General features: G+C 66.5%; 20 protein-coding genes, 1 pseudogene and 1 riboswitch. Of the genes and pseudogenes, 12 read left to right on the top strand and 9 right to left on the bottom strand.

Translation table 11 applies throughout. The annotated features are described in order from the left end of the window. Window positions 1–19 precede the first annotated feature (19 nt). Window positions 20–1666 (top strand): hypothetical protein, encoded by a 1647-nt coding sequence (locus OOZ63_RS02820; RefSeq protein ID WP_266003757.1) that lies wholly within the window; start codon window positions 20–22, stop codon window positions 1664–1666. A 100-nt stretch (window positions 1667–1766) separates the two neighbouring features. Continuing rightward, a complete protein-coding gene (locus tag OOZ63_RS02815; RefSeq protein ID WP_266003756.1) occupies window positions 1767–2783 on the top strand; it encodes a diguanylate cyclase domain-containing protein in 1017 nt (338 codons plus the stop codon). A 4-nt stretch (window positions 2784–2787) separates the two neighbouring features. Here the strand turns inward: OOZ63_RS02815 and OOZ63_RS02810 are convergent, their stop codons facing one another. After that, entirely contained in the window at window positions 2788–3573 is a 786-nt protein-coding gene (locus OOZ63_RS02810; RefSeq protein ID WP_266003755.1) for an HAD family hydrolase, read from the bottom strand. A gap of 70 nt (window positions 3574–3643) precedes the next feature. Next, window positions 3644–3738: riboswitch (S-adenosyl-L-homocysteine riboswitch) on the top strand. Window positions 3739–3815: 77 nt separating this feature from the next. Here OOZ63_RS02810 and ahcY point away from each other — a divergent pair. The 5 genes from ahcY (at window position 3816) to OOZ63_RS02785 (ending at window position 8123) form a co-directional block, all read left to right on the top strand. Then, window positions 3816–5237, top strand: a complete 1422-nt coding sequence (ahcY, locus tag OOZ63_RS02805; protein ID WP_266003754.1) for an adenosylhomocysteinase — start codon at window positions 3816–3818, stop codon at window positions 5235–5237. A 7-nt stretch (window positions 5238–5244) separates the two neighbouring features. After that, window positions 5245–5976 (top strand): TlyA family RNA methyltransferase, encoded by a 732-nt coding sequence (locus tag OOZ63_RS02800; protein ID WP_266003753.1) that lies wholly within the window; start codon window positions 5245–5247, stop codon window positions 5974–5976. Continuing rightward, window positions 5973–6803, top strand: coding sequence for a methylenetetrahydrofolate reductase [NAD(P)H] (gene metF, locus OOZ63_RS02795; RefSeq protein ID WP_266003752.1), 831 nt, complete (start codon window positions 5973–5975; stop codon window positions 6801–6803). Before OOZ63_RS02800 ends, metF begins: the two co-directional genes overlap by 4 nt. 143 nt (window positions 6804–6946) lie before the next feature. Next, complete coding sequence (locus OOZ63_RS02790; protein ID WP_266003751.1) at window positions 6947–7561, top strand: OmpW/AlkL family protein; 615 nt, start codon at window positions 6947–6949, stop codon at window positions 7559–7561. 94 nt (window positions 7562–7655) lie between these two features. Beyond that, window positions 7656–8123 carry a low molecular weight protein-tyrosine-phosphatase gene (locus tag OOZ63_RS02785; RefSeq protein ID WP_266003750.1) on the top strand — a complete coding sequence of 156 codons (468 nt, stop codon included), beginning with the start codon at window positions 7656–7658 and terminating at the stop codon, window positions 8121–8123. 146 nt (window positions 8124–8269) lie between these two features. Here the strand turns inward: OOZ63_RS02785 and truD are convergent, their stop codons facing one another. The 4 genes from truD to OOZ63_RS02765 form a co-directional block, all read right to left on the bottom strand. Next, on the bottom strand, window positions 8270–9295 hold the full coding sequence (gene truD / locus OOZ63_RS02780; protein ID WP_266003749.1) for a tRNA pseudouridine(13) synthase TruD: 1026 nt from the start codon (window positions 9293–9295) through the stop codon (window positions 8270–8272). Between the two features lie 722 nt (window positions 9296–10017). After that, entirely contained in the window at window positions 10018–11325 is a 1308-nt protein-coding gene (pepQ, locus tag OOZ63_RS02775) for a Xaa-Pro dipeptidase (protein ID WP_266003748.1), read from the bottom strand. Between the two features lie 18 nt (window positions 11326–11343). Further along, window positions 11344–11913, bottom strand: coding sequence for a 5-formyltetrahydrofolate cyclo-ligase (locus tag OOZ63_RS02770; protein ID WP_266003747.1), 570 nt, complete (start codon window positions 11911–11913; stop codon window positions 11344–11346). Between the two features lie 86 nt (window positions 11914–11999). After that, window positions 12000–12353, bottom strand: a complete 354-nt coding sequence (locus OOZ63_RS02765; RefSeq protein WP_266003746.1) for a DUF2917 domain-containing protein — start codon at window positions 12351–12353, stop codon at window positions 12000–12002. Between the two features lie 113 nt (window positions 12354–12466). Between OOZ63_RS02765 and OOZ63_RS02760 the strand changes: the two genes are divergently transcribed. Beyond that, window positions 12467–13435, top strand: a complete 969-nt coding sequence (locus OOZ63_RS02760) for a LysR substrate-binding domain-containing protein (RefSeq protein WP_266003745.1) — start codon at window positions 12467–12469, stop codon at window positions 13433–13435. A 1-nt stretch (window position 13436) separates the two neighbouring features. On the opposite strand, the gene OOZ63_RS02755 is transcribed toward OOZ63_RS02760, so the two are convergent. Then, window positions 13437–14009 carry a 5-formyltetrahydrofolate cyclo-ligase gene (locus OOZ63_RS02755; protein ID WP_266003744.1) on the bottom strand — a complete coding sequence of 191 codons (573 nt, stop codon included), beginning with the start codon at window positions 14007–14009 and terminating at the stop codon, window positions 13437–13439. Window positions 14010–14031: 22 nt separating this feature from the next. Between OOZ63_RS02755 and OOZ63_RS02750 the strand changes: the two genes are divergently transcribed. The 3 genes from OOZ63_RS02750 (at window position 14032) to OOZ63_RS02740 (ending at window position 17797) form a co-directional block, all read left to right on the top strand. After that, entirely contained in the window at window positions 14032–16038 is a 2007-nt protein-coding gene (locus OOZ63_RS02750) for a lytic transglycosylase domain-containing protein (protein ID WP_266003743.1), read from the top strand. After that, window positions 16035–17009, top strand: coding sequence for a complex I NDUFA9 subunit family protein (locus tag OOZ63_RS02745; protein WP_266003742.1), 975 nt, complete (start codon window positions 16035–16037; stop codon window positions 17007–17009). The genes OOZ63_RS02750 and OOZ63_RS02745 overlap by 4 nt, the downstream gene beginning before the upstream one ends. Before the next feature lie 104 nt (window positions 17010–17113). Further along, on the top strand, window positions 17114–17797 hold the full coding sequence (locus OOZ63_RS02740) for a glutathione S-transferase family protein (protein ID WP_266003741.1): 684 nt from the start codon (window positions 17114–17116) through the stop codon (window positions 17795–17797). A gap of 45 nt (window positions 17798–17842) precedes the next feature. Here OOZ63_RS02740 and OOZ63_RS02735 read toward each other — a convergent pair. Continuing rightward, window positions 17843–18304: pseudogene (locus OOZ63_RS02735) on the bottom strand (FxDxF family PEP-CTERM protein); the annotation flags it as partial. 170 nt (window positions 18305–18474) lie between these two features. On the opposite strand from OOZ63_RS02735, the gene OOZ63_RS02730 reads away from it, so the two are divergent. After that, window positions 18475–19701 (top strand): multifunctional CCA addition/repair protein, encoded by a 1227-nt coding sequence (locus tag OOZ63_RS02730; RefSeq protein WP_266003739.1) that lies wholly within the window; start codon window positions 18475–18477, stop codon window positions 19699–19701. A gap of 13 nt (window positions 19702–19714) precedes the next feature. Here the strand turns inward: OOZ63_RS02730 and OOZ63_RS02725 are convergent, their stop codons facing one another. Next, window positions 19715–20827, bottom strand: a complete 1113-nt coding sequence (locus OOZ63_RS02725; RefSeq protein ID WP_266003738.1) for a class I SAM-dependent methyltransferase — start codon at window positions 20825–20827, stop codon at window positions 19715–19717. Beyond that, window positions 20824–23199, bottom strand: coding sequence for a putative bifunctional diguanylate cyclase/phosphodiesterase (locus tag OOZ63_RS02720; RefSeq protein WP_266003737.1), 2376 nt, complete (start codon window positions 23197–23199; stop codon window positions 20824–20826). Before OOZ63_RS02720 ends, OOZ63_RS02725 begins: the two co-directional genes overlap by 4 nt. Between the last annotated feature and the right edge of the window lie 15 nt (window positions 23200–23214).

Genomic DNA, 23214 nt, shown 5'->3' with positions numbered 1-23214 from the left:
CGCCACCGAACGCCCGAGCATGACTTCGCCCGCCCCATTGTCCGATGCCGCCCGCCCTTCGGCGCTGCCGAACGCCGACCAGGTGCTGCCAAGCGGCCATCGCCTCGATGGCTACGAACTGCATGGCCTGATCGCTGCCAGCGGCTCGTCACTGAGCTATCTGGCGACCGATCTGGAGCTGGGGCTGGCCGTGGTCCTGATGGAGTACTTCCCCGCCGCACTGGCACGACGCGATGGCACGGGCTTCGTCGCCTGCGTGGAGGACCTTCACGCGGCGGCGTATCAAAGTGGCCTGGCCGCCTTTGTCGATGAAGCGCGCATGCTGGCGCGCTGCCAGCATGGGGCCCTGGTCCAGGTGATACGTCTTTGGCAGGCACGCGGCACGGTCTACCGAGCCATGCCCTACCGCGGCGGCCAGACCCTGCTTGATCTGCGCCGCGATATGCCGGGCCCGCCCGACGAGGCCTCTTTGCTGGCCCTGCTCGACGATTTGCTCGGCGCGCTCGATGCCTTCCACCGCACGGGCCGGACCCACGGCGGCATCCATCCCGGCAACATCCTGCTGCTCGGCGACGACAGGCCGCTGCTACTAGGGCCCGACTGGGCCGCCGCCACACTGGCACTGGAGCTGGGCAGGCACACCGAGTCGCTGGCCGGCTTTGCGCCGCCCGAGCAGCAGGGCACCCCGCCCGGCACACCGCAGAATCCGGCCTTCGATCTGTTTGCGCTCAGCGAGGTTGTGAGGTTTTGCATCAGCGGCGAAATGCCGCAGTCGCTGCCGGCACGCCGCAGCGGCGAACCCCGGGAAGTAACGGCGGCACTGATCGAGCGCTGCGTCGCCAGCGATGTGCGTCAGCGCTACAGCCTGCCGCTGCTGCACACGCTGGACGCCGCCACTTCGGGCCGGCCCCACGATCGGCCCGCAGGCGTCGCGCAATACCGGGCCTGGCTGCTCGGCGGTCCGCCGGCCGAGCGCCAGGCCGTCAAGGAGACGGTGGCGACGACCCCTGCCAACGCCCGGCCGGACGATGCTGACGCCTTCCTGTCGCCGGAGTTTCTGGCACAGCTTCGACGCGCGAACACCGTGCCGCCCCCGCGCGAATCCTTGCCGCCGGTGCGGCCAGAGGGCCGCGACACAGTCCCCCAGGCGCGGCGGGCGCCGGCTCGGCAGGTCGCGGCCCTGGCAGCGCTCGGGGTGCTGGTGGCCCTGGGTGCTGGTCTCTGGCAAGTCAAACGGATAGAAGCGCCGACGGCCGGCCTACCGCCGTTCACAGACGCGGCGGTCAGCAGTGCGGCCCGCAGCACCGATGCAAAGGCCGAAGGCGACGCCACAGCGGCCCGACATGCGCGGATCGAGGCCGACCTTCGCCGGGCCGAGGAACTGCTGGCCCGCTCGGCACCCGCCGAAGCCGATGTCGACAATCCAGTCGACCCGTTACCTGAGGAGCCCACAGCAGCCGGGCCGGCGTCAGCGCCGGCCCAGGCTGCCGTCGCCAGCCAGCCAGGCAGCTCCGCAGCCCGCCGATCCGCCGAAACACCTCGCAGCAGCTGCGGCAAACGCAGCGACTTTGCGCTCTACCGCTGCGTCCAGACCCAATGCGCAAAACCACGCTGGAAGGCTCACTCCCAATGCCTGGCACTTAAAGCTAGCGAAGCCCCGCGCTGACGCTCTTCAACAACCAGCTACGCACAAACCCTTGAGGCACCTGTAACAGAGGGCAACATAATTGCTGAGCGTCAATTCGACGCCCCTGGTACGGCGCCCCATGCTGCCCTCCTCTTTGCCTCCGCTGCAAATCCTTGTGGTCGACGACCAGGCCTCGACGCGCAAGGTCCTGACGGCCCAGCTCAGCGCTGCGGGCCATCAGGTGATGGAGGCAGATTCCGGCGACAGCGCGCTGGCGCTGTTCTTAAGCAGCCGGCCCGATCTGGTACTGCTCGATGTGGAAATGCCCGGCCATGATGGCTATTGGGTGGCCAGCCAGCTGCGCGCCAGCGAGGCCGGTGGCTGGACACCGATCATCTTCTTGTCCAGCCGAGACCAGGACCAGGATCTTTGGCAGGGCATCGAATCCGGTGGCGACGACTACCTGGTCAAGCCGGTGTCCACCACGGTGCTGCAGGCCAAACTGCGCGCTATGCAGCGCCTGCGCCGCATGCAGACGCGCCTGATCGAGCTCTCGGACGAGTTGCGTCTGGCCAATGATCAGTTGACCAAGCTCAGCAACGAGGACGCGCTGACCCGGCTGCCGAATCGCCGCGCTTTCGATATGCGGCTACAGCACGAAATCCTCTGCGCCCGGCGCGACCAGCAGCCGCTGACCCTGGTGCTGTGCGATATCGATCACTTCAAGGGCTATAACGACCGGCTCGGTCATGTCGAGGGCGATGCCTGCCTGCAGCGTATGGCCGCGCTGCTGCAGGAGACCTGCCGGCGCCCGCGCGACTGCGCGGCCCGCTATGGCGGCGAGGAGTTCGGGCTGATACTGCCTGGCACGCCGCGCTCCGGCGCGATGACCTTCGCGCGCGCGGTGCTGCGCACCTTGGCGCTGACCGCGATGCCACATCCGGGCTCGGCCGTCGCGCCTTATGTGACCCTGTCGGGCGGCATTACCACCTGCACGCCCGACGAGAGCACGACCTTGGAGGGCCTGCTGCGCCGTGCCGACGACGCGCTTTACGCCGCCAAGTCACGCGGGCGCAACCGCTTCTTCAGCTTCGAGATGCAGATGGACACGCTGGAGCAGCGCGGCAACACGGCGTGGGGCGGGCTGGCCCGCTGAGCGGTCAAGCCTGCCGAGCCAACAGCAGACGCTGAGCGAACTCAGCGAAGCCCTGGCCGCGCTCACCGTCCGTCACATAGACCGGCAGCCGTAGCAACTGCGGAACGAAGCGCGCGATATTCGCCACGCCCACTGACAGCGGCACGCGCTCGAACATCAGTTGGTCATTGGTCGAGTCGCCGACATAGGCCCAGTCGCGCGCGTCGAAGTCCAGGCCCAGCGCGGTCGGTACCGCCCATTGCGCGGCGGTCCATTTGCTGTGTTCGCCGATCCAGCCGTTGATGTGAATGGAGCTGACGGTGGCGGTCAGCCCATGCTCGCGCATCACCGTGCAGACCTGCGCGATCTGGGCCGCAGCCAAATGGGCGAACTCGCTGTGGTCGATCGCGATGTCGGTCAGCCGCCCCGGGCTGTCGGTTGCCAGGCGGGTGCCCGGCACGCGCGCCAGCACGTCGGCCGCGCAGGCCCGCAACCGGGTGAAGTTGGTGGCGCGCGTGGCCTCGTCCTGGCTGAAATCCCGGCGCAGCACGCCGCCTTCATTGCGCAGCATCACCGAGCCGTTCTCCGCCACGATGGCGGCAAGGGGCCAAGCCAGCGCGAAGGGCTCGCTCCAGCCGGCCGGGCGGCCGGTGATCGCAATGACCGGCAGGCCCGCGTCGCGTAGCTCGTGCAATGCTCGCAAGGCCTCGGGTGCAATCGCCCCGTCGGCGGTCAGGGTGTCGTCAATGTCGGTGAGCACCCCACGCACGGCGCGCAAGGCCGACGGGGGGCAGAGATTCAAAGGCTGCATGGGCTGGGATTGTCGTCAATACCGGCGCTATTCCACGCCAGAGCTGTGCGGGTTGCGGCTAGAATTCAAACCTTCCGAGGAGCGTTGCAACCCCAGCACCTATTGGGGCCAGGCTCGGATCGTCCTGAGTTCATCCTTAGGTCACTGCAACCGCGCTCACCCGCAATGCATCGCGTGGGTGACCGTTTCTTACTCTGACGTCCCACCGGCATTGCGGCTTCAAACATGAAGGAGCTTTTGCAATGACGACGCTGTCCGCTGACCAATACCATATCGCCGACCTGAGCCTGGCCGCCTGGGGCCGCAAGGAACTGAGCATCGCTGAGAGTGAGATGCCCGCGCTGATGGCCATCCGCAAGGAATACGCCGCCAGCCAGCCGCTTAAGGGTGCGCGCATTACCGGCTCGCTGCACATGACCATCCAAACCGGCGTGCTGGTCGAAACCTTGCAGGCGCTCGGCGCTGAGGTGCGTTGGGCCTCCTGCAATATCTTTTCGACCCAGGACCATGCCGCAGCCGCGCTGGTCGCCGCGGGCACGCCGGTGTTCGCCTACAAGGGCGAGACGCTGGAAGACTACTGGGACTACACCCACCGCATCTTCGAGTTCGCTGGCAAAGGCCAGCCGGGTGAAGGCCCGAACATGATCCTGGACGACGGCGGCGACGCGACACTGCTGATGCATCTGGGCCAGAGGGCCGAGAAGGATCTGTCGGTACTGGCCAAGCCGGGCAGCGAGGAGGAGCGCATCCTGTTCGCCGCGATCAAGGCCAAGATCGCCCAGGACCCCACTTGGTACACACGCAAGAGCGCCGAGATCATCGGCGTGACCGAGGAGACCACCACCGGCGTGCTGCGACTCAACGAGATGGCGGCCAAGGGCGGCCTGCTGTTCCGCGCGATCAATGTCAACGACTCGGTCACCAAGAGCAAGTTCGACAATCTCTACGGCTGCCGTGAATCACTGGTCGACGCGATCAAGCGCGCCACCGATGTGATGGTAGCCGGCAAGATCGCCGTCGTTGCCGGCTACGGCGATGTGGGCAAGGGTTCGGCTCAGGCGCTGCGCGCGCTATCGGCCCAGGTCTGGGTCACCGAGATCGACCCGATCTGCGCGCTGCAGGCGGCGATGGAGGGCTATCGCGTCGTGACGATGGAGTACGCGGCCGACAAGGCCGACATCTTCGTCAGCGCCACCGGCAACAAGAATGTGATCCGCTACGAGCACATGGCGGCGATGAAGAACAACGCCATCGTCTGCAATATCGGCCACTTCGACAACGAGATCGACGTCGCCTCGCTGGAAGCCTGCGAGTGGGACGAGATCAAGCCGCAGGTCGATCATGTGATCTTCCCATCGGGCCGTCGCATCATCCTGCTGGCCAAGGGCCGCCTGGTTAACCTGGGCTGCGGCACGGGCCACCCGAGTTACGTGATGAGCTCCTCGTTCGCCAACCAGACGATCGCTCAGATCGAGCTGTTCGCCCACAGGGACGCCTACGACATCGGCAAGGTCTATGTGCTGCCCAAGCACCTGGATGAGAAGGTCGCCCGCCTGCAACTGGTCACGCTCAATGCGCAGCTCAGTGAGCTCAGCGATGAACAAGCGGCGTATATCGGCGTGCCCAAGGTAGGTCCGTTCAAGTCCAACACTTACCGCTACTGAAAGGCCGATGCGCGCCGATCAGTTGCTGGTTGCCCAAGGCCTGGCACCGACGCGCTCGGCCGCTCAGCGGCTGATCGACAATGGTGCGGCCGAGTGGGCTTCCGTCAAGGGCTGGGTCGCCATCCGCAAGGCTGGCGAGGACATCCCCGAGACGGCGCAGTTCCGCATCACCGATGACGCGGAGCTGCGCTACGTCTCGCGCGGCGGGCTCAAGCTCGAAGGCGCGCTGAAGGCCAGTGGGCTAGCGCTCACCGGGCTGACCGTGCTGGACATCGGCCAAAGCACCGGCGGCTTCACCGACTGTCTGCTCAAAAGCGGCGCAGCGCGGGTGGTCGGCATCGATGTCGGCCATGGCCAGCTGCATGCCGGCCTGGCGGGTGACCCCCGGGTGCAGGCCGTCGAGGGCATGCATGTGCGGCAGTACCAGCCGGAGCAGCGCTTTTCACTGATCGTTGGCGACCTGAGCTTCATCTCGATGCTGGGCGAGCTGCCGCGCCTGGCGCCCTGGCTGGCGCCGGGGGGCCAGGTTTTGCTGCTGATCAAGCCGCAGTTCGAGCTGGGATCGAAGGCCCTGGGCCGCGGCGGCTTGGTGCGCGATGCGGCCCAGTACCCGCTGCTGGAGATCCGGGCACGTGACGCTGCGGCGGCGCTGGGCTGGCAAGTGCACGGCTATTTCGAGAGCGCCATCACCGGGGGTGATGGCAATAAAGAGTTCTTCTTGTGGGCACAACAACCATGACGACCGCTGTCAGTTTCGAATTCTTCCCGCCCAACACGCCGGTGGGCGCCGAGAAGCTCAAGACCGTGGTACAGGACTTGAGCGTCCTGCAGCCGCAGTACTTCAGCGTCACCTACGGCGCCGGCGGCTCGACGCGCGACAAGACCCTGGCCACCGTGATGGACATCGCGGCAATGGGCCATGAGGCCGCGCCGCATCTGAGCTGCGTCGGCTCGACGCGCGAGAACATTGCCGAGATCCTGGCTACCTACCGGACGCAGAACATCCGCCGCGTGGTCGCGCTGCGCGGCGACCTGCCCAGCGGCACGGCCACGGCTGGCGAGTTCCGCTATGCGGCCGAGCTGGTGCGTTTCATTCGCGAGACTCAGGGACCTGACTGGAAGATCGAGGTCGCGGCCTATCCCGAGTACCACCCGCAGCAGCGCTATGCAGCGCGCGACCTGCAGCACTTCGCCGACAAGATGCGCGCCGGCGCCAGCGCCGCGATCACGCAGTTCTTCTTCAACCCCGACGCCTACTTCAATTTCGTGGACGAGGTGCGGGCCCTGGGGGTGGACGCACCCATCATCCCAGGCATCATGCCCTTCCACAACTACGCGCGCATCGCCCAGTTCGCCCAGCGCGACGGCATCGAGATCCCGCGCTGGGTGGCACTGAAGATGGAAGGCTATATGGACGACGCAGCCTCGATCCGCGCCTTCGGGCTGGATGTGATGTCGCGCGTCTGCGAGCGCCTGATCGCAGGCGGCGTGCCGGCGATCCACTTTTATACGCTGAACCAGTCGGCGCTGACCCTGGAGTTGTGCAAACGCCTCAGACTCGGCTGACAAGATTGAGCCAGCGCAAACTCCACCAGCCCTCATCGCGAGGGCTTTTTTTCGCTTGCGTCAGATCAAGTGGCTAGCTGTGCCGCACCGCTCCAATAGCTTCATCGGGACCACGCAGGTCCCATCAACAAGGAGCTACTGCAATGTCGTCCAAGAAGTTCGTCCTCGCCACCCTCGCCGCTCTCAGCCTGGCCGGTACCGCACAGGCCCAGGCCGTGCAAGAGCCCTGGCTGGTGCGCGTGCGTGCCGTGCACCTCGATTCGGCCAACAAAGACAGCACCGGCCTGGGCCTGGCGATCAACAACAAGACCATCCCTGAAGTCGACATCAGTTATTTTTTCACACCGAACATCGCGGCCGAGCTGGTCCTGACCTATCCGCAAAAGCACGACCTGAAAGCAGGCGGCGCAAAGATTGGCTCGTTGAAGCATCTGCCGCCGACCTTGAGCCTGCAGTACCACTTCGCACCCACTGCTACCTTCCGCCCCTATGTCGGCGCCGGCCTGAACTACACCCGCTTCTCCAGCGTCAATTTCGCGCCGGCCGTGGTCGCCGCGCTGGCCCCCAGCATCAAGAAGAACAGCTACGGTCTGTCGCTGCAAGTCGGGGCCGACATCGAGGTGGCTAAGAATCTCTTTCTGAATGTCGACATCAAGAAGGTGCAGATCGACACCACCGTCTACTCGAAGGGCCAGTCGGCCGGCAAGTTCAAGGTCGACCCTTTGCTGGTCGGCGTGGGCCTGGGCTGGCGCTTCTAAGCCCGCCCGCCCTGACGGGGAACGGTCGAGCTCGCCCGCACGGGTGAGCACAGGACAATCGGCGACCTACGACTTCACCCCTCGGGGCTTGCCGATGTCCGTTCACCGCATCCTCTTCTTCTGCATGGGTAACATCTGCCGCAGCCCCACCGCCGAGGGCGTCATGCGCGCCAAGCTAGCGGCCGCAGGACTGGACATCAAGGTGGACTCCGCAGGCACCCATGGCTATCACATCGGCGCGCCGCCCGACCCGCGCAGCCAGCTGCATGCGGCACGGCGCGGCTATGAGCTGAGCGCGCTGCGTGCCCGCCAACTCGTCGCGGCAGACTTCGAGCACTTCGGTCTCGTGCTGGCGATGGACAGCGACAACCTTGCCCTCGCTGAGCGCCTGTGCCCGCTGGCGCAGCGGCATCGGCTGAGGCTGCTGATGGACTACGCCCCGCACGCCGACAGCCCTCATGTGCCCGATCCCTACTACGGCGGCGACGCGGGGTTCGAGGCCGTGCTGGATCTGGTGGAAGCGGCCTGCGACGGGCTGATCGAGGAGCTGCGCAACCAATGAAGTGAACCGCTTCTAGTGATCGGTCGCCGAAGACCTGCCGAATCAGGTGTGTACACGCAACGACGGGGCAGCAGTCGGACGGGAAACGGCGAGCCAGCAAAGCGAGAAACGAGGTCTGCAACCTTCAACCAGAGGTGAGGACGTCCTCATTCAACAGCCGCAGACTCGTTCTCAGTGAACCGGTCAGGCTCCGTGGTGAGCAGGATTTCTCTCAGTACGGAAGTGGCGTAATTCCCCGCGCGCAAAGAGAAGGTAAGCACCAGTTGATCGGCTTGCGGCCATTCCCACGACATATCCACCGGGCTCGCCACCAGTGCGCGGCGCTCCTGATCCAGACCGGCGTGTTCCATGCCGTCGCACAGGGTCGCGTGACGCTCAGCCACCCCGTTTTCCAGGCTCTGCGCTTGATCGGTGGTGATCACGCGGCCCCGTCCCCAGAGCGGCCCGGTGGGCCGGCCCGCCTCGTCCATCACATCACCGGACAGCGTCTTGCCCCAGAGTCCCTGCCGAATCCGCAGCGCCAGCACTTCATTGAACACGAAGGAGCGCACCGCCGACAGGTAGATGCCCTTTTTCTTCGGGTTGCGCACGCGAATTTCGCGCGCGAGCATGGCCCGACCCTGCTCAACGTTGCCGCCCTCAAAGCCGAAACGCTGAGCGCCGAAGTAGTTGGGCGCCCCCTGTGTCGCAACGGCCTTCAGATTGGCCTCAATGGCGTCAAGGTCGCCGCTCACGTCACGCAGCACGATGCGAAATCGGTTGCCCTGCAGATCACCGGGACGCAACTTTTTGACGTGGCGGCGCTGACACAGAACCCTGTACTCCGGGTGCTGAAGCAAAGTCAGGTCGGGCGTCTCGCCTTTCTTCTTGCCGTTCGGCAGATAGATGCTGAACCACTGACGGGTGATGGCGTAGCGGTCCTTGAGGCCGGCATAGCCCACGTCCCATTCCTGCACGCCGGCGGCCTCGGCCAGCTGCTGGGCGACGAAGGCGGTGTTGGCACCGTTCTTTTCGATGTCCAGCCAGATGTGTTCACCCTCACCGCAGGGCAGCTGCAGCGGCAGTTCGGTCACGATGAAATCCTCGTTGAGGAGTTTCAGCGTGGCGCTGGCGCCGCTGGCAGGATATGCGTTGGGCCACTGCGGCAAGGTCGTGTATTGAGCTTCGGTCATGAGCGGGCTGACGGTACCAGCCGTAGATAGGGAGAGGCTGTCTCGCCCATCGGAGGCAGTCCAGGCCGTGATTCTCCCCTACCCCGAGCATTGAAGATGCATCAACTCACGGACCTTGGCGCGCACGGTCCGCTGGTTCGGCTGTTTCTTCTTCCCCTGCTGGTAGTGCCACTTGATGGCGAAAAAAGATTCCCGTGCCGAACACAAGAACCTTGAACGTCACGAGGACTACAGGGGGTCACTGCGTTTTCTTGCGTATTTCCAGGCGATGACTCGTCACTGACTATCGAGATAGCATCATCCGATCTACATCAGTACAAGACCGGCAGGAAGAAGGCGCCTCATGGCCGCTCAGTGTGCCAATGCGCAGACTGCAAAGTGGGCCAGCTCCCAGATCGTCAGCGCGAAATGCGCAGCCAAGCAGCACGGCCATGCCGATCAGCGTCAGCGGCTTCACCTCGGCCAGCTCCCGGTGCGATGCACCGCCGCCAAGGCCGATGAAGCTCCACAACACCGGTCGCCCATACCGGATCGGACTCATGACCGGACTTCGCTTTCAGGCCAAACCGTGCCAAAACTCGCGCCGGTAACCCTGGCTCAGAAACCAACCAAAAAGGAGCGGATCAGATGCAATCTGCTGGACTGCCCTTAGTCGGGTGATGAACGCCGCGATCGCTCAGACCAGCCCCCTACAGCCGCCCCCGCCGCGCTCCCACCCGCCATCACCCCAGAGCCGCGAAGGCATCCCGGGTCAGGTTCTCGGGCGCGCCGTCGCTGCGGCAGACCACATCATCCTCGATGCGCACGCCGCCAAAGCGGGCCAGATGCTCGACCAGACCCCAGTTGACCGCGCTGCCGGCCGGCGTGGCGCGCAGCTTGTTGAGCAAGGTGGGGATGAAATAGAGCCCCGGCTCTATCGTCACCACCATCCCCGGCTCGAGCCGGCGCGTCAGGCGCAGATAGGGATGGCCCTCGGGCTTGGACGCGAGCGTGCCGCTGTCGTCGGCCATGAAGCCGCCGATGTCGTGCACCTGCAGGCCCAGCAGATGGCCAATGCCGTGCGGGAAGAAGGTGCTGGTGACGCGCTGCTCGACCAGGGCCTCGGCACTCATTCTGACGATGCCCTGCTCGACCAAAATGGCGGCGATGCGGCGGTGTGTGCTCAGATGGATGTCGCGGTAGTCGACGCCGGCGCGCACCTCGTCGACCAGGGCCAGCTCGGCCGCCTCCATCGCCGCCAGCAAGGCATCGAAACGTTCGTCGCGGCCGCTCCAGGTGCGCGTAATGTCCGAGGCGTAGCCATTGACCTGGGCGCCGGCATCGATCAGCAGCGATCGTGACAGGGTCGGCGGGGTCGGGTCTTGATACTGGTAATGCAGCACCGCGCCATGCTCGTTGAGCGCGACGATATTGCTGTAGGGCAGATCCCGATCGGTATGGCCGCTGGCGGCCAAATAGGCGCGGTGGATGTCCAGCTCCGAGGCGCCAGCCTCGAAGGCGGCCTTGGCGGCCCGATGGGCTGGCACTGCGCGGCGGGAGGCGGCACGCATCTGTACCAGCTCGTACTCACTCTTCACCGCGCGCCGCCAGTGCAGCATGTTCAGCAGCGCCGCCGGGTTATTGGGCACCAGACCCTCCAGCGCTGCATCGGCCTCGCCAACGATGGCCAGCCGGCCCGGCACATGCAGGTGCGCCAGCGCGTCTTCGGCCCGGCCAATCACGCACAGCTCGACATGGGCCAGCCATTCGCCGCAGGGATCGGCTGGCGGCACATGCCAGAAATCATCAGGCTGGTAGTACACCAGGCGCGGCTTGTGACCCGGACGCACCAACAGCCAGCTGTTCGGATGCGCGGTGAGCGGCAGCCAGTGCTTGAAATGCGGATTGGGCTGGAACAGATAGGGCCGGTCGTCGAGGAAGGCATACTTCTCGATGCCGGCGGCTATCAGCAGCGCGTCGAAGCCGCTGCGAGCCAGGGCGCTCTCGGCCTGCGCTTGCAGCCGGCTCAGGTGTTGGGCATAGGCGTTCATCTGCGGATTGTCTGTCGATCAGCCGTTCACATCCCAGACCACGCCCTCCTCGGTCAGCATCGCGTCGACCGGCATATCGGTCGGCTCGGCCTTCAAGAGCGGCAGGAAGCCATGGGCGTAGCCCACGCCCGCCGTGGCCGGGCGTGGTGTCAAGCCGGCCAGGGTGCGGTCCATAAAACCGCCGCCGTAGCCCAGGCGCAGGCCGCAGGGCCCGTAGCCCAGGCAGGGAACGATCATCAGCTGCGGCTCGAAGACCTCGGTGTCCTTGGGCTTGGGAATGCCGTACGCATCCTCCTCCATCGGGCAGCCGGGATACCAGACATGAAAGCGCAGGGTGCCGTGTTCCTTGTCGACAACCGGCAAACCGATCCGGCGCTGTGGGTCGGCCTCGCTCCAGCGGTAGAGCGCCGGCAGCGGATCGAACTCCCCCTTGATCGGCCAGTAAGCGCCGATGGTGCGTTCGCGGCGGCGCACCAGCCAGACACGCAGCACGCGTTGAAGCTCCTCGGCCAGCGCCAGTCGGTCCGGCAAGTCCAGCCGGTCCTGAATCAGCTTGCGGCGCAGGGCGGCTCGATCATTGACATCCACGCGGGGCTCCATCCAAGTGCTGCGGTGCCGCGATTGTGCGGGAGCCCCGCCCCGCCGCGTGAGCGGGTTTATCGATAGCGCAAGGCTCAGGCGGTCGCCAGGCCCGCCGGCTTCAGCCAGGCCGCGCTGCTGGTGGCTGTGGCCGGCTTGGCACGACGCGCCAGGCTCGGGCAGGCGCTGGGCGGCACCAGCAGCTGAAACTGTGCGCTCGGCCAGGCTTCCAGCACGATCTGGCTGCCCGAAGCCAGCGCCACGCTCTGGCCTGGCTCCAGCCAGATGTCCTGCAGGCTGCCGGCCTGGGTCAGCCAGACCCGACCTTCGACCACGCTCAGCTCGCGCGCACCGGGGCCGATCTCCAGGCTCAGGGCCTCGCCGGACGGCAGCGACCAGACCGATTGCGTGAACTTGGCTTGTGCGACTGCGGATTGCAATTTGCTCATGATTGATTCCCCTGGCTCTGCGGCAGCAACAGCTGCTTGGCATGGGTGAATACTAGGGACTACCCGGATCATCGTCCAATGAGATGAGCGCGCGGGATTGATACCATTTACTCATGAGTAAGCCGCTGCGCCAACGTCCTTTGTCCATTGGTCCGCTGCGCGCCTTCGAGGCGGTAGCCCGATTGCTGAGCTTTCGCGCTGCCGCCGAGGAGCTCTACCTGACCCAGTCAGCCATCAGCCGCCAGATCCGCACGCTGGAAGAGGAGATCGGCTGCACCCTGTTCCTGCGCGGCACCCGCCATGTCGAGCTGACCGCCGATGGTGCCACCCTGCAGAGCACGGCCGTCGCGGTGCTGGAGAAGCTGGACGCCACCGTGCGCCAGATCCGCCAGACGCGCGGCCGCCAGGTCGTCAACGTGACCACCTTTGCCTCCTTTGCCTCGCTCTGGCTGATCCCGCGGCTGGAGGCCTTCCAGCGCGAGCATCCGGACATCGACATCCGCGTCTCGGCCCACGACACCGTGGTCGAGCTCGACGACAGCGAGGTCGACATCGCGCTGCGGTATGCCTCGCCGGGCCAGCTCGCCGACCGCAGCGAGGCGCAGCGTCTCTTTGGCGAGACCCTGACTCCGGTGATCAGCCCCTGGCTGGCACGTCAGGCCGCGCAGGGCGAGGTGCCGCCGCTGGCCAGCGCGGCCGACCTGGCCCGCTACACGCTGGCCGAGGAGGACGACCAGCGCCCCAGCGCCGAATACCTGAGCTGGCGGCGCTGGCTGCGCGAGCACGGCCAGGGCGGCCTGCAGCCGCGGCGCTGGATGTATCTGAACTTCACCTATCAACAGGTGCAGGCGGCGCTGGCTGGACAAGCTGTGGCGCTGGCCCGACTGGCCCTGGTCAGTGAGCAATTACATCGCGGCGACCTGATCGAGCCCTTCGGCCCCGAGGGCCGGCTCGACAGCCCCTATGCCTACTGGCTGCTGCTGTCCCGCCACGGCCGCCACAGGCCCGAGGTCCAGCAATTCAGCGACTGGATCTTGGCGCAGGCCGCACAGTCGCGGCGCGATATCGGAGAGGCTGAATAGTTCAGGGGCTGATGATCTCGTGCTCGGTCAGCACCAGGGTCAGCGCCTGGTCATGCGGCTCGACGGCGAAGCTCGCCTCGGCGCAGCTCCAGGCCAGGCCAACGCTGGTCACGCCCGGGTGGGCGGCCAGCCAGCGGTCGAAATAGCCACCGCCGTAACCCAAGCGGTAGCCCTCGCGGGTGAAACCTACACAGGGCACCAGCACCACATCGGGCTGCACCAACGCGCCGGCGCAGCTGGCGATGTCACATTCATCCTTCAAGGCCGGCGGGCTGCCGTCCCAGCGCCGGTAGTCCATCCGGCGCGAGGCCTTGTAGGCATAGGGCAGGGCCAGCGTCGGGGGCTGCGGCAAGGCATGCGCCAGCAGATCAATCACTGCGTTAAATTCGCCGTCGAGCGGCCAATACAGGCCGAGGCATTGCGGCTCCAACTGCTCCAGCAGCTCGCGCAGACGCTGCGCCAAGGCGGCCGCAGCGGCTTGGCCGGGCGTGCAAGCGAGCCATTGCACACGCACGGCCTGCAAATGAGTGCGCAGCGCGGCGCGTTCATGGGGTACTGTAGAAGTCTGGGACACCGAAGCACCAATGAAGGAAAGAATGTTGTTGGCAGTATATGAAGCTAGGCGGCGCATCCGCGCCCTGGCCGCACTGATAGCGCTGGGCTTGGCGGCAGGGGCAGGTCTTGCACAGACGACGCTGGCCGTGAAACCCGAGCTGATCACCGAGGCCCGCGAGGCCTTGCGTGCCAGGGATGGCCAGCGCCTGGCGGCGCTGAAGGCCAGCGCGCTAGAACGCCAGTACGCGCTGGCGCCCTGGATCGACTACTGGGAGCTGGGCCTGCGGATCAAGGACTTGCAGCAGAGTGATTTGGAAGCGTTCTACGCCCGCTGGCCGGGTAGCTATGTCGAGGACCGGTTGCGCAACGACTGGCTGCTGGAGTTGGGCCGGCGCCGCGACTGGGCGAATTTTGCGCTGGACTATCCGCGCTTCAAGATGAATGACGACCGCCAGGTCAGTTGCTATGCGCTCCTCACCGAGCACTTGGCCGGCCGCGACGTGCGCATGTCGGCCCGATCGGCTTGGCTCGCGCAGCGCGATGCCGACGACGGCTGCCAGCTGATGGCCAGTGCGTTGTATGACGCCAAGCGCTTGGACGCCGAGGATGTCTGGCTCAAGCTGCGCCTGTCTGCCGAGGCCGGCCGGCCGCAGGCGATGCAGGGCGCCGCCCGGCTGCTGGGCAAGCCGGTCGAGGCAGAGGTCAAGGCCTTGCTCGACAATGCCGGCCGCTATCTGACCCGCAAGGCCGCCGCGAACAACCGCCAGCAGGACGAGCTGACTACACTGGCGCTCATACGCAGCGCCGCCAATGATGCCGAGGTGACGGCAGAGTTCATGAACAAGCGCTGGGAACGTCAGCTGCCGCATGATCTGGCGGCCTGGGTCTGGGCCCAGATTGGTCGCTCGGCCGCCTTTAAGCTGCAGCCCGAGGCGGCCGACTACTACGACAAGGCACTGAAGCTGCAGGGTAAGAAGGCGCCCGAGTGGAGCGACGAGACCTTGGCGCGAGCCGCGCGTGCGGCATTGCGCGCCGATGACGGCGCGGGCCGCCCGGCCCTGCTGCTGCGCGCCATCGAGCTGATGAGCGCTGCAGAGCAGCAGGACCCGACATGGCAATTCTGGAAGGCGCGCGCGCTCAAGCAGAGCAGCGCAGCCACCAAGCAGGCCGAGGCCCAGCGCCTGCTGCAAGGCCTGGCCTCGCCGCTGAGCTTTTACGGCAAGCTGGCGGCCGAAGAGCTAGGTCAGCGAACCGCGTTGCCACCCGCCCCGCTGGCGCTGAGCGCGGCCGAGAAGACCCAGGCCATGAACCACCCAGGGTTGAGCCGGGCGCTGGCGCTGATCGCGGCCGGGCTGCGCGGCGAAGGCGTGCGTGAGTGGAACTTCAGCCTGCGCGGCATGGGCGACCGAGAGCTGCTCGCCGCCGCACAGATTGCCTGCGACCGCGAGGTCTGGGACCGTTGCATCAACACCAGCGAGCGCAGCCGCAGCGAGATCGATCTGGCCCAGCGCTTTCCGACGCCCTACCGCAGCGAGCTGCTGGCGCAGGCCCGCGAGATCGGGCTGGACCCGGCTTACGTCTATGGCCTGATCCGCCAGGAGTCGCGCTTCGTCAGCGATGCGCGTTCCCATGTCGGAGCCTCGGGCCTGATGCAGGTGATGCCCGGCACAGCACGCTGGACGGCCAAGAAGGTCGGCATCGACTACCGGCCCGAACTGCTGACCGACCGCGATTTCAACCTGCGCATCGGCACCCGCTATCTGAAGCTGGTGCTGGATGACTTCGGCGGCTCGATGGCGATGGCAGCCGCCGCTTACAACGCCGGCCCCTCGCGCCCGCGCCGCTGGCGCCAGGGGCCGCCGCTGGATGCTGCGATCTGGGCCGAGAACATTCCGTTCCACGAGACCCGAGACTATGTCAAGCGCGTGCTCTCCAACGCCACGATCTACGCCGCGCTGCTGGGCACCGAGCCGCCCGACCTGCGCTCGCGCCTGGGCCGGCTGATCGGCCCGGCCAGCGGTGCGCCCAGCAATCAGGACCTGCCATGAGCGCCGACAACCCTCGCGTGCTGGTCCTTGGCGGCAGCGGCTTTGTCGGCCGCTCGGTCTGCGAGCAACTGGTGCGCGAGTTCGGTGGCGCCGCCCGCATCACCGTGCCGACCCGGCGCCTGCGCGCGGCCCAGGCGGTGCAGTCCCTGCCGGGACTGACGGTGCTGCAGGCTGATCTGTTCGACGAAGCCCAGCTGCACTCGCTGGTGGCGCAGCAGGATACGGTGATCAATCTGATCGCCATCCTGCAAGGCAGCGAGGCAGCATTCCAGCATGTGCATGTGGAGCTGCCGCAGCGCCTGGCTGCGGCCTGTAGGGCTAACGGCGTGCGCCGGCTGATCCATGTCAGCGCGCTGGGCGTGTCCAACCAGGCGCCCTCGCGCTATCTGCGCTCCAAGGCACATGGCGAGGCCGCGCTGCAGACCGCCGCGCAGATGCAGGGACTGGATCTGACCTTGCTGCGGCCCTCGGTGATCTTCGGGCGCGAGGACCACTTCTTGAACCTGTTCGCGCGGCTGCAGACCCTGTTCCCGCTGATGCCGCTGGCCGGTGCCCAGGCGCGCTTCCAGCCAGTCTGGGTCGAGGACGTGGCGGCGGCCATCGTGCGCTGCGTTGTTGACGGCGATACGGTGGGGCAGACCTATGAGCTGGCCGGCCCACAGGTGGCCAGCTTGGCCGAGCTGGTGCGGCTGGCCGGGCGCTGTGTTGGCCGGGCTCGCCCCATCCTGCCGCTACCCGCGCCGCTGGCCTGGCTGCAGGCCGTCGCGATGGAGCTGCTACCCGGCGTGCCACTGATGTCGCGCGACAACCTGGCATCGATGCTGGTGCCCAATGTGGCCGGCGGCCAGTTGCCGGGACTGGCCGCGCTGGGCATCCAAGCCCATGCTGCCTCCGCCATCGTGCCGGCCTATCTGGGCAGCGGGCTGGGCCTGGCGCGACTGGACCGCTGGCGTGCCGGCGCCGGGCGCTGACGTCCTGACTCGCTGCTGCGTGGAGCGCATCAATCCCTTGCGTAAGCCTCACCCACGAGACGCATGACGGCGCTTAGGATGACGGGGTTTTGACGAGGAATCCCATGCATCTGATCATCGGCAACAAGAACTACTCCTCCTGGTCCATGCGCCCCTGGGTGCTGCTGAGGGCTTTCGGCATCCCCTTCGAGGAACGCAAGCTGCGCTTTGACTTCGCGCCCGGCTCGGACTTTTACCGCGAGCTCGGCCGCCACACACCGACCGGCAAGGTGCCGGTGCTGGTCGAGGACGATGGCTTCGCGGTCTGGGACACCTTGGCGATCGCCGAGCACATCGCCGAGCGCCATCCCGACCTGCCGATCTGGCCGCGCGATGCAAGACAGCGCAGCCGTGCCCGCAGCCTGTGCGCCGAAATGCACGCTGGCTTTGGCGCCTTACGCCAGAACTGCCCGATGAATATCGAGGCGAACCTGTCCGAGATCGGCGCCCGCGTGCTGGCCGAGCAGCCCCAGGTGCGCGCCGATCTGGCCCGCATCGATGCGATCTGGAGCGAGCAGCTGGCGGCCAGCAGCGGCCCCTTCCTGTTCGGCGAGTTCGGTGCCATCGACGCCTATTTCGCGCCGGTGGTGATGCGCATCCACAGCTACGGACTGCCGCTGTCGCCCGCCAGCGCCGCCTACGCCCAGCGCGTGCGCCAAGCGCCCGGCGTCGCCGACTGGATCACCGACTCGCTGGCGGAGCAGGACTTCCTGGACTTCGAAGAGCCCTACCGCAAGGCCCGGACGTAAAAAAGGGCGCCACTGGCGCCCTCTTTTTCATTTGGCCGAGAAAACTCAGGCGCTCTTGCGGCGGCGAGCCACAAAACCCACCGCTGCCAGACCGGCCAGCATCAGAGCATAGGTCTCGGGTTCGGGCACCGGTGCCAGTTGCGAGTTCAGCTGATAGGTGCCAGCCAGGGCACCGGGGGCCACCTTGGCCGACACCGTGTAGAAATAATCGCCAGCGGCCAGCGAACCGAACGAGTAGTTGACGGCCGCCGAATCGAAGCTGAACGAGCCCAGCGCTGCAGCCTCGCCGACCTTGAACAGCGTAACCAGACCTTCGGTCAGGTTAAGGATACCGCCGTCGTTGGACACCGCCACCGCCAGCACGCCGGCCGTGCTGGCCAGGCTGAAGCTGTACTTGTCGCTGATCAGGCTGCCCGAACCAGTGCCAGCATTGAAGCCGATTTCGAAGGCGTCATGGTTGCCCCAATTGGTATCGGCTGCGGAAGCAACACCACCCACTGCCAGCACTGCGGCGGCAACAATAGCTTTGATTTTCATGAATCCCTCTGAATGTTCTTGGGCCTGACGGCCTCGCAACCCAGGGAATCCCCCTAGGTCTCGTGCACGAATGTAGCCGGCCACCCCCCTAAATTGAACCCCCTTTTCGCGGGGGGCAGGCGTCGACCTAAGATGGACGAATGAAAACTTATCGTGTCGGCGGCGCGGTGCGCGACGCCCTGCTGGGTCGCCCAGTCTCGGACATCGACTGGGTCGTGGTTGGCGCCAGCCCTGCCCAGATGTTGGACCAGGGATATCTGCAGGTAGGTCGCGACTTCCCGGTGTTTTTGCATCCCCAGACCCATCAGGAATACGCGCTGGCTCGCACCGAACGTAAGACCGCGCCCGGCTATCACGGCTTCGCCTTCCATGCCGCACCCGACGTCACGTTGGAGCAAGACTTGGCACGGCGTGATCTGACGATCAATGCGATGGCCGAGGACCAGGCCGGCACCCTCGTAGACCCGTATGGCGGCCGGCAAGACTTGGCCGACAAGGTGCTGCGCCATGTGTCCGAGGCTTTTGCCGAGGACCCCGTGCGTATCCTGCGGCTGGCGCGCTTTGCGGCGCGCTTTCCCGACTTCAGCGTGGCGCCGCAAACCATGGCGCTGATGCGCCGCATGGTGACGGCCGGCGAGGTCGATGCGCTGGTGGCCGAGCGGGTCTGGCAGGAACTCTCGCGCGGACTGATGGAAGACAAGCCCTCGCGCATGCTGGTGGTGCTGCGCGAGGCCGGCGCGTTGGTGCGGCTGGCACCCGAGATCGAGCGACTGTTCGGCGTGCCGCAGCCCGAGGCCCATCACCCGGAGATCGATACTGGCGTGCATCTGCTGATGGTGCTCGACACCTGCGCCCGGCTTGCGACGCCGCTGCCGGTGCGCTATGCCAGCCTCTGCCATGATCTGGGCAAGGGGCTGACCCCCGCCGAGGCCCTGCCCCGCCATATCGGCCACGAAGGCCGCGGCGTGCCACTGGCACGCGCCTTGAGCGAGCGCTGGCGGGTGCCGACCGACTGCCGCGAACTGGCGGAACTGATGGCCCGCGAACACACTCATGTGCACCAAGCCTTGGGCTTTGGCCCCGAGGCAAGGCTTCGCCTGCTGGAGCGCTGCGATGCCTGGCGCCGGCCCGAGCGCTTCGAGCAGATGCTGCTGGCCTGCGAGTGCGATGCGCGGGGTCGGCTTGGGCTGGAGGACCGACCCTACCCGCAACGGCCGCTGCTGCAGCGCGATCTGCTCACGCTTCTGGCCCTCGATCTGGGCGCGGTCAGTGCCGCCGCACTGGCCGCCGGCAAGACAGGGCCGGCGATCGGCCGCGCGGTGCAGGCCGCTCGTCTGCAGGCGCTGCAATCACTGACCCAGCCCTGAGGCGGGCCTTGGCTCAGAGCATGTGCGAGCGGTCGCCCGCCGCGAAGCCGAGGGCCTCGAAGCTCTCGCCGGCGACCAAGCCGATCACCTTGAACAGCTCGCCCATCTCATGCTCGGCAATCAGCCGGTGCGCCATCGCGCGACCGGCCAGGTCGGCCTCGCAGAGCAGCTCGGTCAGACCGCAGTTGATCAGGAAGTTGGCCTGGCTGGTGTAGCCCAGCACGGTCAGGCCGGCGTCCTGCCCGGCCAGTGCGATTCCGGTAAAGTTCACATGGGCGGTGATGTCCTTCTCGCCGACCAGGGCCAGCGGATCGGCATCGACGCGGTGCTGGTGATGGCACATCACTGTGCCGCCGGCACGCTGCGGGTGGTAGTACTCGCGCTCAGGAAAGCCGTAATCGATCAGAAAGATAGCGCCGCGCTGCAGACCGGCGGCCAGCGTGCGCACAAAGCCCTCGGCCTGTAGATGCAACTCGGTCAGATAGGCTTCGGGATAAGGGTCGTTGGCCAACTCGGCCGGAAGGCTTAGCCCGGTTTCGCGTTCGCCCCAGGCAAAACCTGGCCCCGCCGGACCGTCCAACGCCACCACGCCGCGCTCCAGCCACTGCTGACCATCGAAGCGCATCAGCTGCACCGGCATCGCGTCCAGCACCTCGTTGCCGACCACCACACCGGTAAAGCGCTCGGGCAGCGCGTCCAACCACTGCACCTTATCACCCCAGGCAACCAGGCGTTGGGCCTGGCGCGCACGCAGCGAGCCGGACAGGTCGACGATGCAGTAGCGCGCCACGCGGTCGCCCAAAGCCTGCAGCAGTTGCGCCGCCAGCACGCCGCTGCCGGCGCCGAACTCGTACACGGTGTCGGTGGCAGTGGCGGTCAGCGCTTGATCGAGCTGCACGGCCAGCGCCCGGCCGAACAAGGGCGACAGCTCTGGCGCGGTGACGAAGTCGGAACCGTCGGCGGGCATCGCGCCGAACTTCTGCCGCGCGCCGCTGTAATAACCCAGGCCCGGCGCATACAGGGCTAGGGCCATGAAGTCGTCGAAGCCCAGCCAGCCGCCGGCCTCTGCGATGGCCTCGCGAATCAGAGTCTGCAAAGGGGTGGGCGTGCCTTCATGCGCTGTCATTGCGCCATTGTAGGAAAGGCGCCATGGCGGCTGTGCAGCCAGGCCTCGAACTGATCGGCCGACATCGAAGCGGCGATCAACTCGCCCTGCAGGTCGTCGCAGCCCCAGTCCGCCAGCAGCTGCCATTGCGCGCGGCTGCGCACGCCCTCGGCGCCAACGCGCAGGCCCAAGCCCTGGGCCATCTGCACGATAGCGCGGGTGATGGCCAGCGCACCAGCATCATCGGGCAGCTTGGCGACAAAGCCCTGGTCGATCTTGAGCTTGTCCAGCGGCAGCTGGGTCAGATGGGCCAGTGAGGTATAGCCGGTGCCGAAATCGTCGACCGAGATCGACAAGCCCAGCGCCCGCAGTGCGGTCAACGTGGCCGGGGCCGTGCCGACATCGTCCATCAGCATGCGCTCGGTCAGCTCCAGCTCCAGCCATGCGCCCGGCACACCGACCTCGGCCAGCACCTGGCGCACGGTATCGGCAAAACGCTCGAGCCGGAACTGCATGGCCGAGAGATTGACCGCAATCGGCACCGCGGCCACCCCGCTTTCGTGCCATAGCCGCGACTGCCTGGCTGCCTCGCGCATCACCCACTCGCCCAACGGGACCATCAGCCGGTGCCGCTCGGCCACGCCGATGAAGGCGTCCGGGCTCAGCAGGCCGCGCTGTGGATGCTGCCAGCGCAGCAAGGCCTCGGCGCCAACCAGGCGGCCGTCGCGCGCATCGACCTGGGGCTGGTAGTGCAGCCGGAACTCGCCGCGCGCCAGGCCCTCGCTGAGCTCGCTCTCCAGTACCAGATCGGCATAGGCACGTGCAGCCATCGCCGGCTCGAAATAGCGATAGCTGGCCCGGCCATCGGACTTGGCCAGGTACATCGCGGTATCGGCATGCTGGATCAGCTCCTCGGCACTGTCGCCATGCTCGGGGTAGACGGCGATGCCGATCGAAGGCGTCACGAAGAGGTCGCGCCCATTGACGCTGACCGGCACCTCGACCACCGACAGCAGGGCCATCAACACCACCAGCACGTCGTCGCGCTGATGGATATCGTCCAGCAGCACGACGAACTCGTCGCCGCCGAAGCGCGCTACCAAATCGCTGGCGCGCAGGCAGTCGCAGATGCGCTGGGCCACCGTCACCAGCACCTTGTCGCCTTGCAGATGGCCCAGCGAATCGTTGACGCGCTTGAAATTATCCAGGTCGATGAACAGCAGAGCCAGGCGCTGACCGCCGCGTTCGGCGCGCTGCATCGCCGGCACCAGTCTCTCCATGAAGGCGACGCGGTTGAGCAGGCCGGTGAGATTGTCGTGATGGGCCAGATGGTGAATGCGCGACTGCGCCGCCAGCTGCGCGCGGATATCGCGCACGATGGCCATGCGCAGGTGCTCGCCCTGGCACAGCAGGGTCCGCACGATGAACTCGACCGGGATCGGCGTGCCGTCCCGGTGCAGCACCGTGCTTTCGTAACGCAGCTCCTGGCCCTGGCTCATGACCTGACGAACTTTGTGCAGCTCCTGTGGTGCAACGAAGTCCAGCGCCGGCCGGCCGACCATGTCCTCCAGTCTGTAGCCGACCAGATCACACAGCGGTGGATTGGCATCGGTGATGATGCCGTCGCGGTGGAACAGGATGCCCTCGACCGAGGCCTGCATGAACTTGTCCAGCCGTGCCTCGGATTCGCGCACCGCCGCCTCGGCCAGCCGGAACTTGGTGATGTCAAGAATCTGCACAAAGCTGGCCAACGAATTGCCCTGCGCGTCCAGATGCGGAATCAGTTGCACTTCGATCCAGCGCGGTCGGCCATCCGGACCCAGCAGCTGGCGCTCGTACTGGGCCGGCTGCCTGTCGCGCAGCACCCGCTCCACATAGGGTTTGATGCGCTCGGCCGCCTCCGGGCCTATCACCTCGGCAAATGTCAAGCCCAGCACCGAGCGCTCGGTAAAGCCAAAGGCATGGGCGTATTCACGGTTGGCAAACAGGCAGCGATGGGTAATCGCGTCATACAGAGCAATCAGCGCCGGCACATGGTCGGCCAGCAGCCGCAGTTGCGCCGCCTGCTCGGCCGCCTTGCTGCTGAGCAGGTCCTGCCAGACGCTGATATGGGCTTGCAGCACGGCATCCCAGCGCGAGCGGCAGACCAGCCAGCCAGGGCCCGGCGCGCGCGCCAGCTCCAGCTCGAAATCGGATGCGCGCTGCCAGGCTAGCTGAAGCTCATCGCGCGACTCGACATCCAGCCAGTCCCAGCCCGCCGACGTCCCCAGACCGGCGAACAGCCCGTTGGCCCCGACCAACCGGCCATGCACATCGACCACGGCCAAGGGGCATGGCAGCCGCTCCCAGCTTGCCCAGGCGGACTCGTCGATGGCAGCGTCGGCGGGCTTCATGCGTCTCCTCGTGGC

The sequence above is a fragment of the Paucibacter sp. PLA-PC-4 genome (assembly GCF_026241155.1).
Classification (GTDB): domain Bacteria; phylum Pseudomonadota; class Gammaproteobacteria; order Burkholderiales; family Burkholderiaceae_C; genus Roseateles_E.
Note: the sequence above shows the minus strand (reverse complement) of the source record. Positions and strands in the feature narration are given on the sequence as shown.

What these genes read in the sequence shown, in the direction of transcription:
- OOZ63_RS02800 (WP_266003753.1), top strand. Translation starts at nt 5,245, where the DNA reads ATGCGCGCCGATCAGTTGCTGGTTGCCCAAGGCCTGGCACCGACGCGC.
- OOZ63_RS02740 (WP_266003741.1), top strand. Translation starts at nt 17,114, where the DNA reads ATGCATCTGATCATCGGCAACAAGAACTACTCCTCCTGGTCCATGCGC.
- OOZ63_RS02725 (WP_266003738.1), bottom strand. Translation starts at nt 20,827, where the DNA reads ATGACAGCGCATGAAGGCACGCCCACCCCTTTGCAGACTCTGATTCGC.
- metF (WP_266003752.1), top strand. Translation starts at nt 5,973, where the DNA reads ATGACGACCGCTGTCAGTTTCGAATTCTTCCCGCCCAACACGCCGGTG.
- OOZ63_RS02750 (WP_266003743.1), top strand. Translation starts at nt 14,032, where the DNA reads ATGTTGTTGGCAGTATATGAAGCTAGGCGGCGCATCCGCGCCCTGGCC.
- OOZ63_RS02760 (WP_266003745.1), top strand. Translation starts at nt 12,467, where the DNA reads ATGAGTAAGCCGCTGCGCCAACGTCCTTTGTCCATTGGTCCGCTGCGC.
- OOZ63_RS02730 (WP_266003739.1), top strand. Translation starts at nt 18,475, where the DNA reads ATGAAAACTTATCGTGTCGGCGGCGCGGTGCGCGACGCCCTGCTGGGT.
- OOZ63_RS02720 (WP_266003737.1), bottom strand. Translation starts at nt 23,199, where the DNA reads ATGAAGCCCGCCGACGCTGCCATCGACGAGTCCGCCTGGGCAAGCTGG.
- OOZ63_RS02785 (WP_266003750.1), top strand. Translation starts at nt 7,656, where the DNA reads ATGTCCGTTCACCGCATCCTCTTCTTCTGCATGGGTAACATCTGCCGC.
- OOZ63_RS02815 (WP_266003756.1), top strand. Translation starts at nt 1,767, where the DNA reads ATGCTGCCCTCCTCTTTGCCTCCGCTGCAAATCCTTGTGGTCGACGAC.
- OOZ63_RS02820 (WP_266003757.1), top strand. Translation starts at nt 20, where the DNA reads ATGACTTCGCCCGCCCCATTGTCCGATGCCGCCCGCCCTTCGGCGCTG.
- OOZ63_RS02790 (WP_266003751.1), top strand. Translation starts at nt 6,947, where the DNA reads ATGTCGTCCAAGAAGTTCGTCCTCGCCACCCTCGCCGCTCTCAGCCTG.
- OOZ63_RS02765 (WP_266003746.1), bottom strand. Translation starts at nt 12,353, where the DNA reads ATGAGCAAATTGCAATCCGCAGTCGCACAAGCCAAGTTCACGCAATCG.
- ahcY (WP_266003754.1), top strand. Translation starts at nt 3,816, where the DNA reads ATGACGACGCTGTCCGCTGACCAATACCATATCGCCGACCTGAGCCTG.
- OOZ63_RS02810 (WP_266003755.1), bottom strand. Translation starts at nt 3,573, where the DNA reads ATGCAGCCTTTGAATCTCTGCCCCCCGTCGGCCTTGCGCGCCGTGCGT.
- OOZ63_RS02745 (WP_266003742.1), top strand. Translation starts at nt 16,035, where the DNA reads ATGAGCGCCGACAACCCTCGCGTGCTGGTCCTTGGCGGCAGCGGCTTT.
- pepQ (WP_266003748.1), bottom strand. Translation starts at nt 11,325, where the DNA reads ATGAACGCCTATGCCCAACACCTGAGCCGGCTGCAAGCGCAGGCCGAG.
- truD (WP_266003749.1), bottom strand. Translation starts at nt 9,295, where the DNA reads ATGACCGAAGCTCAATACACGACCTTGCCGCAGTGGCCCAACGCATAT.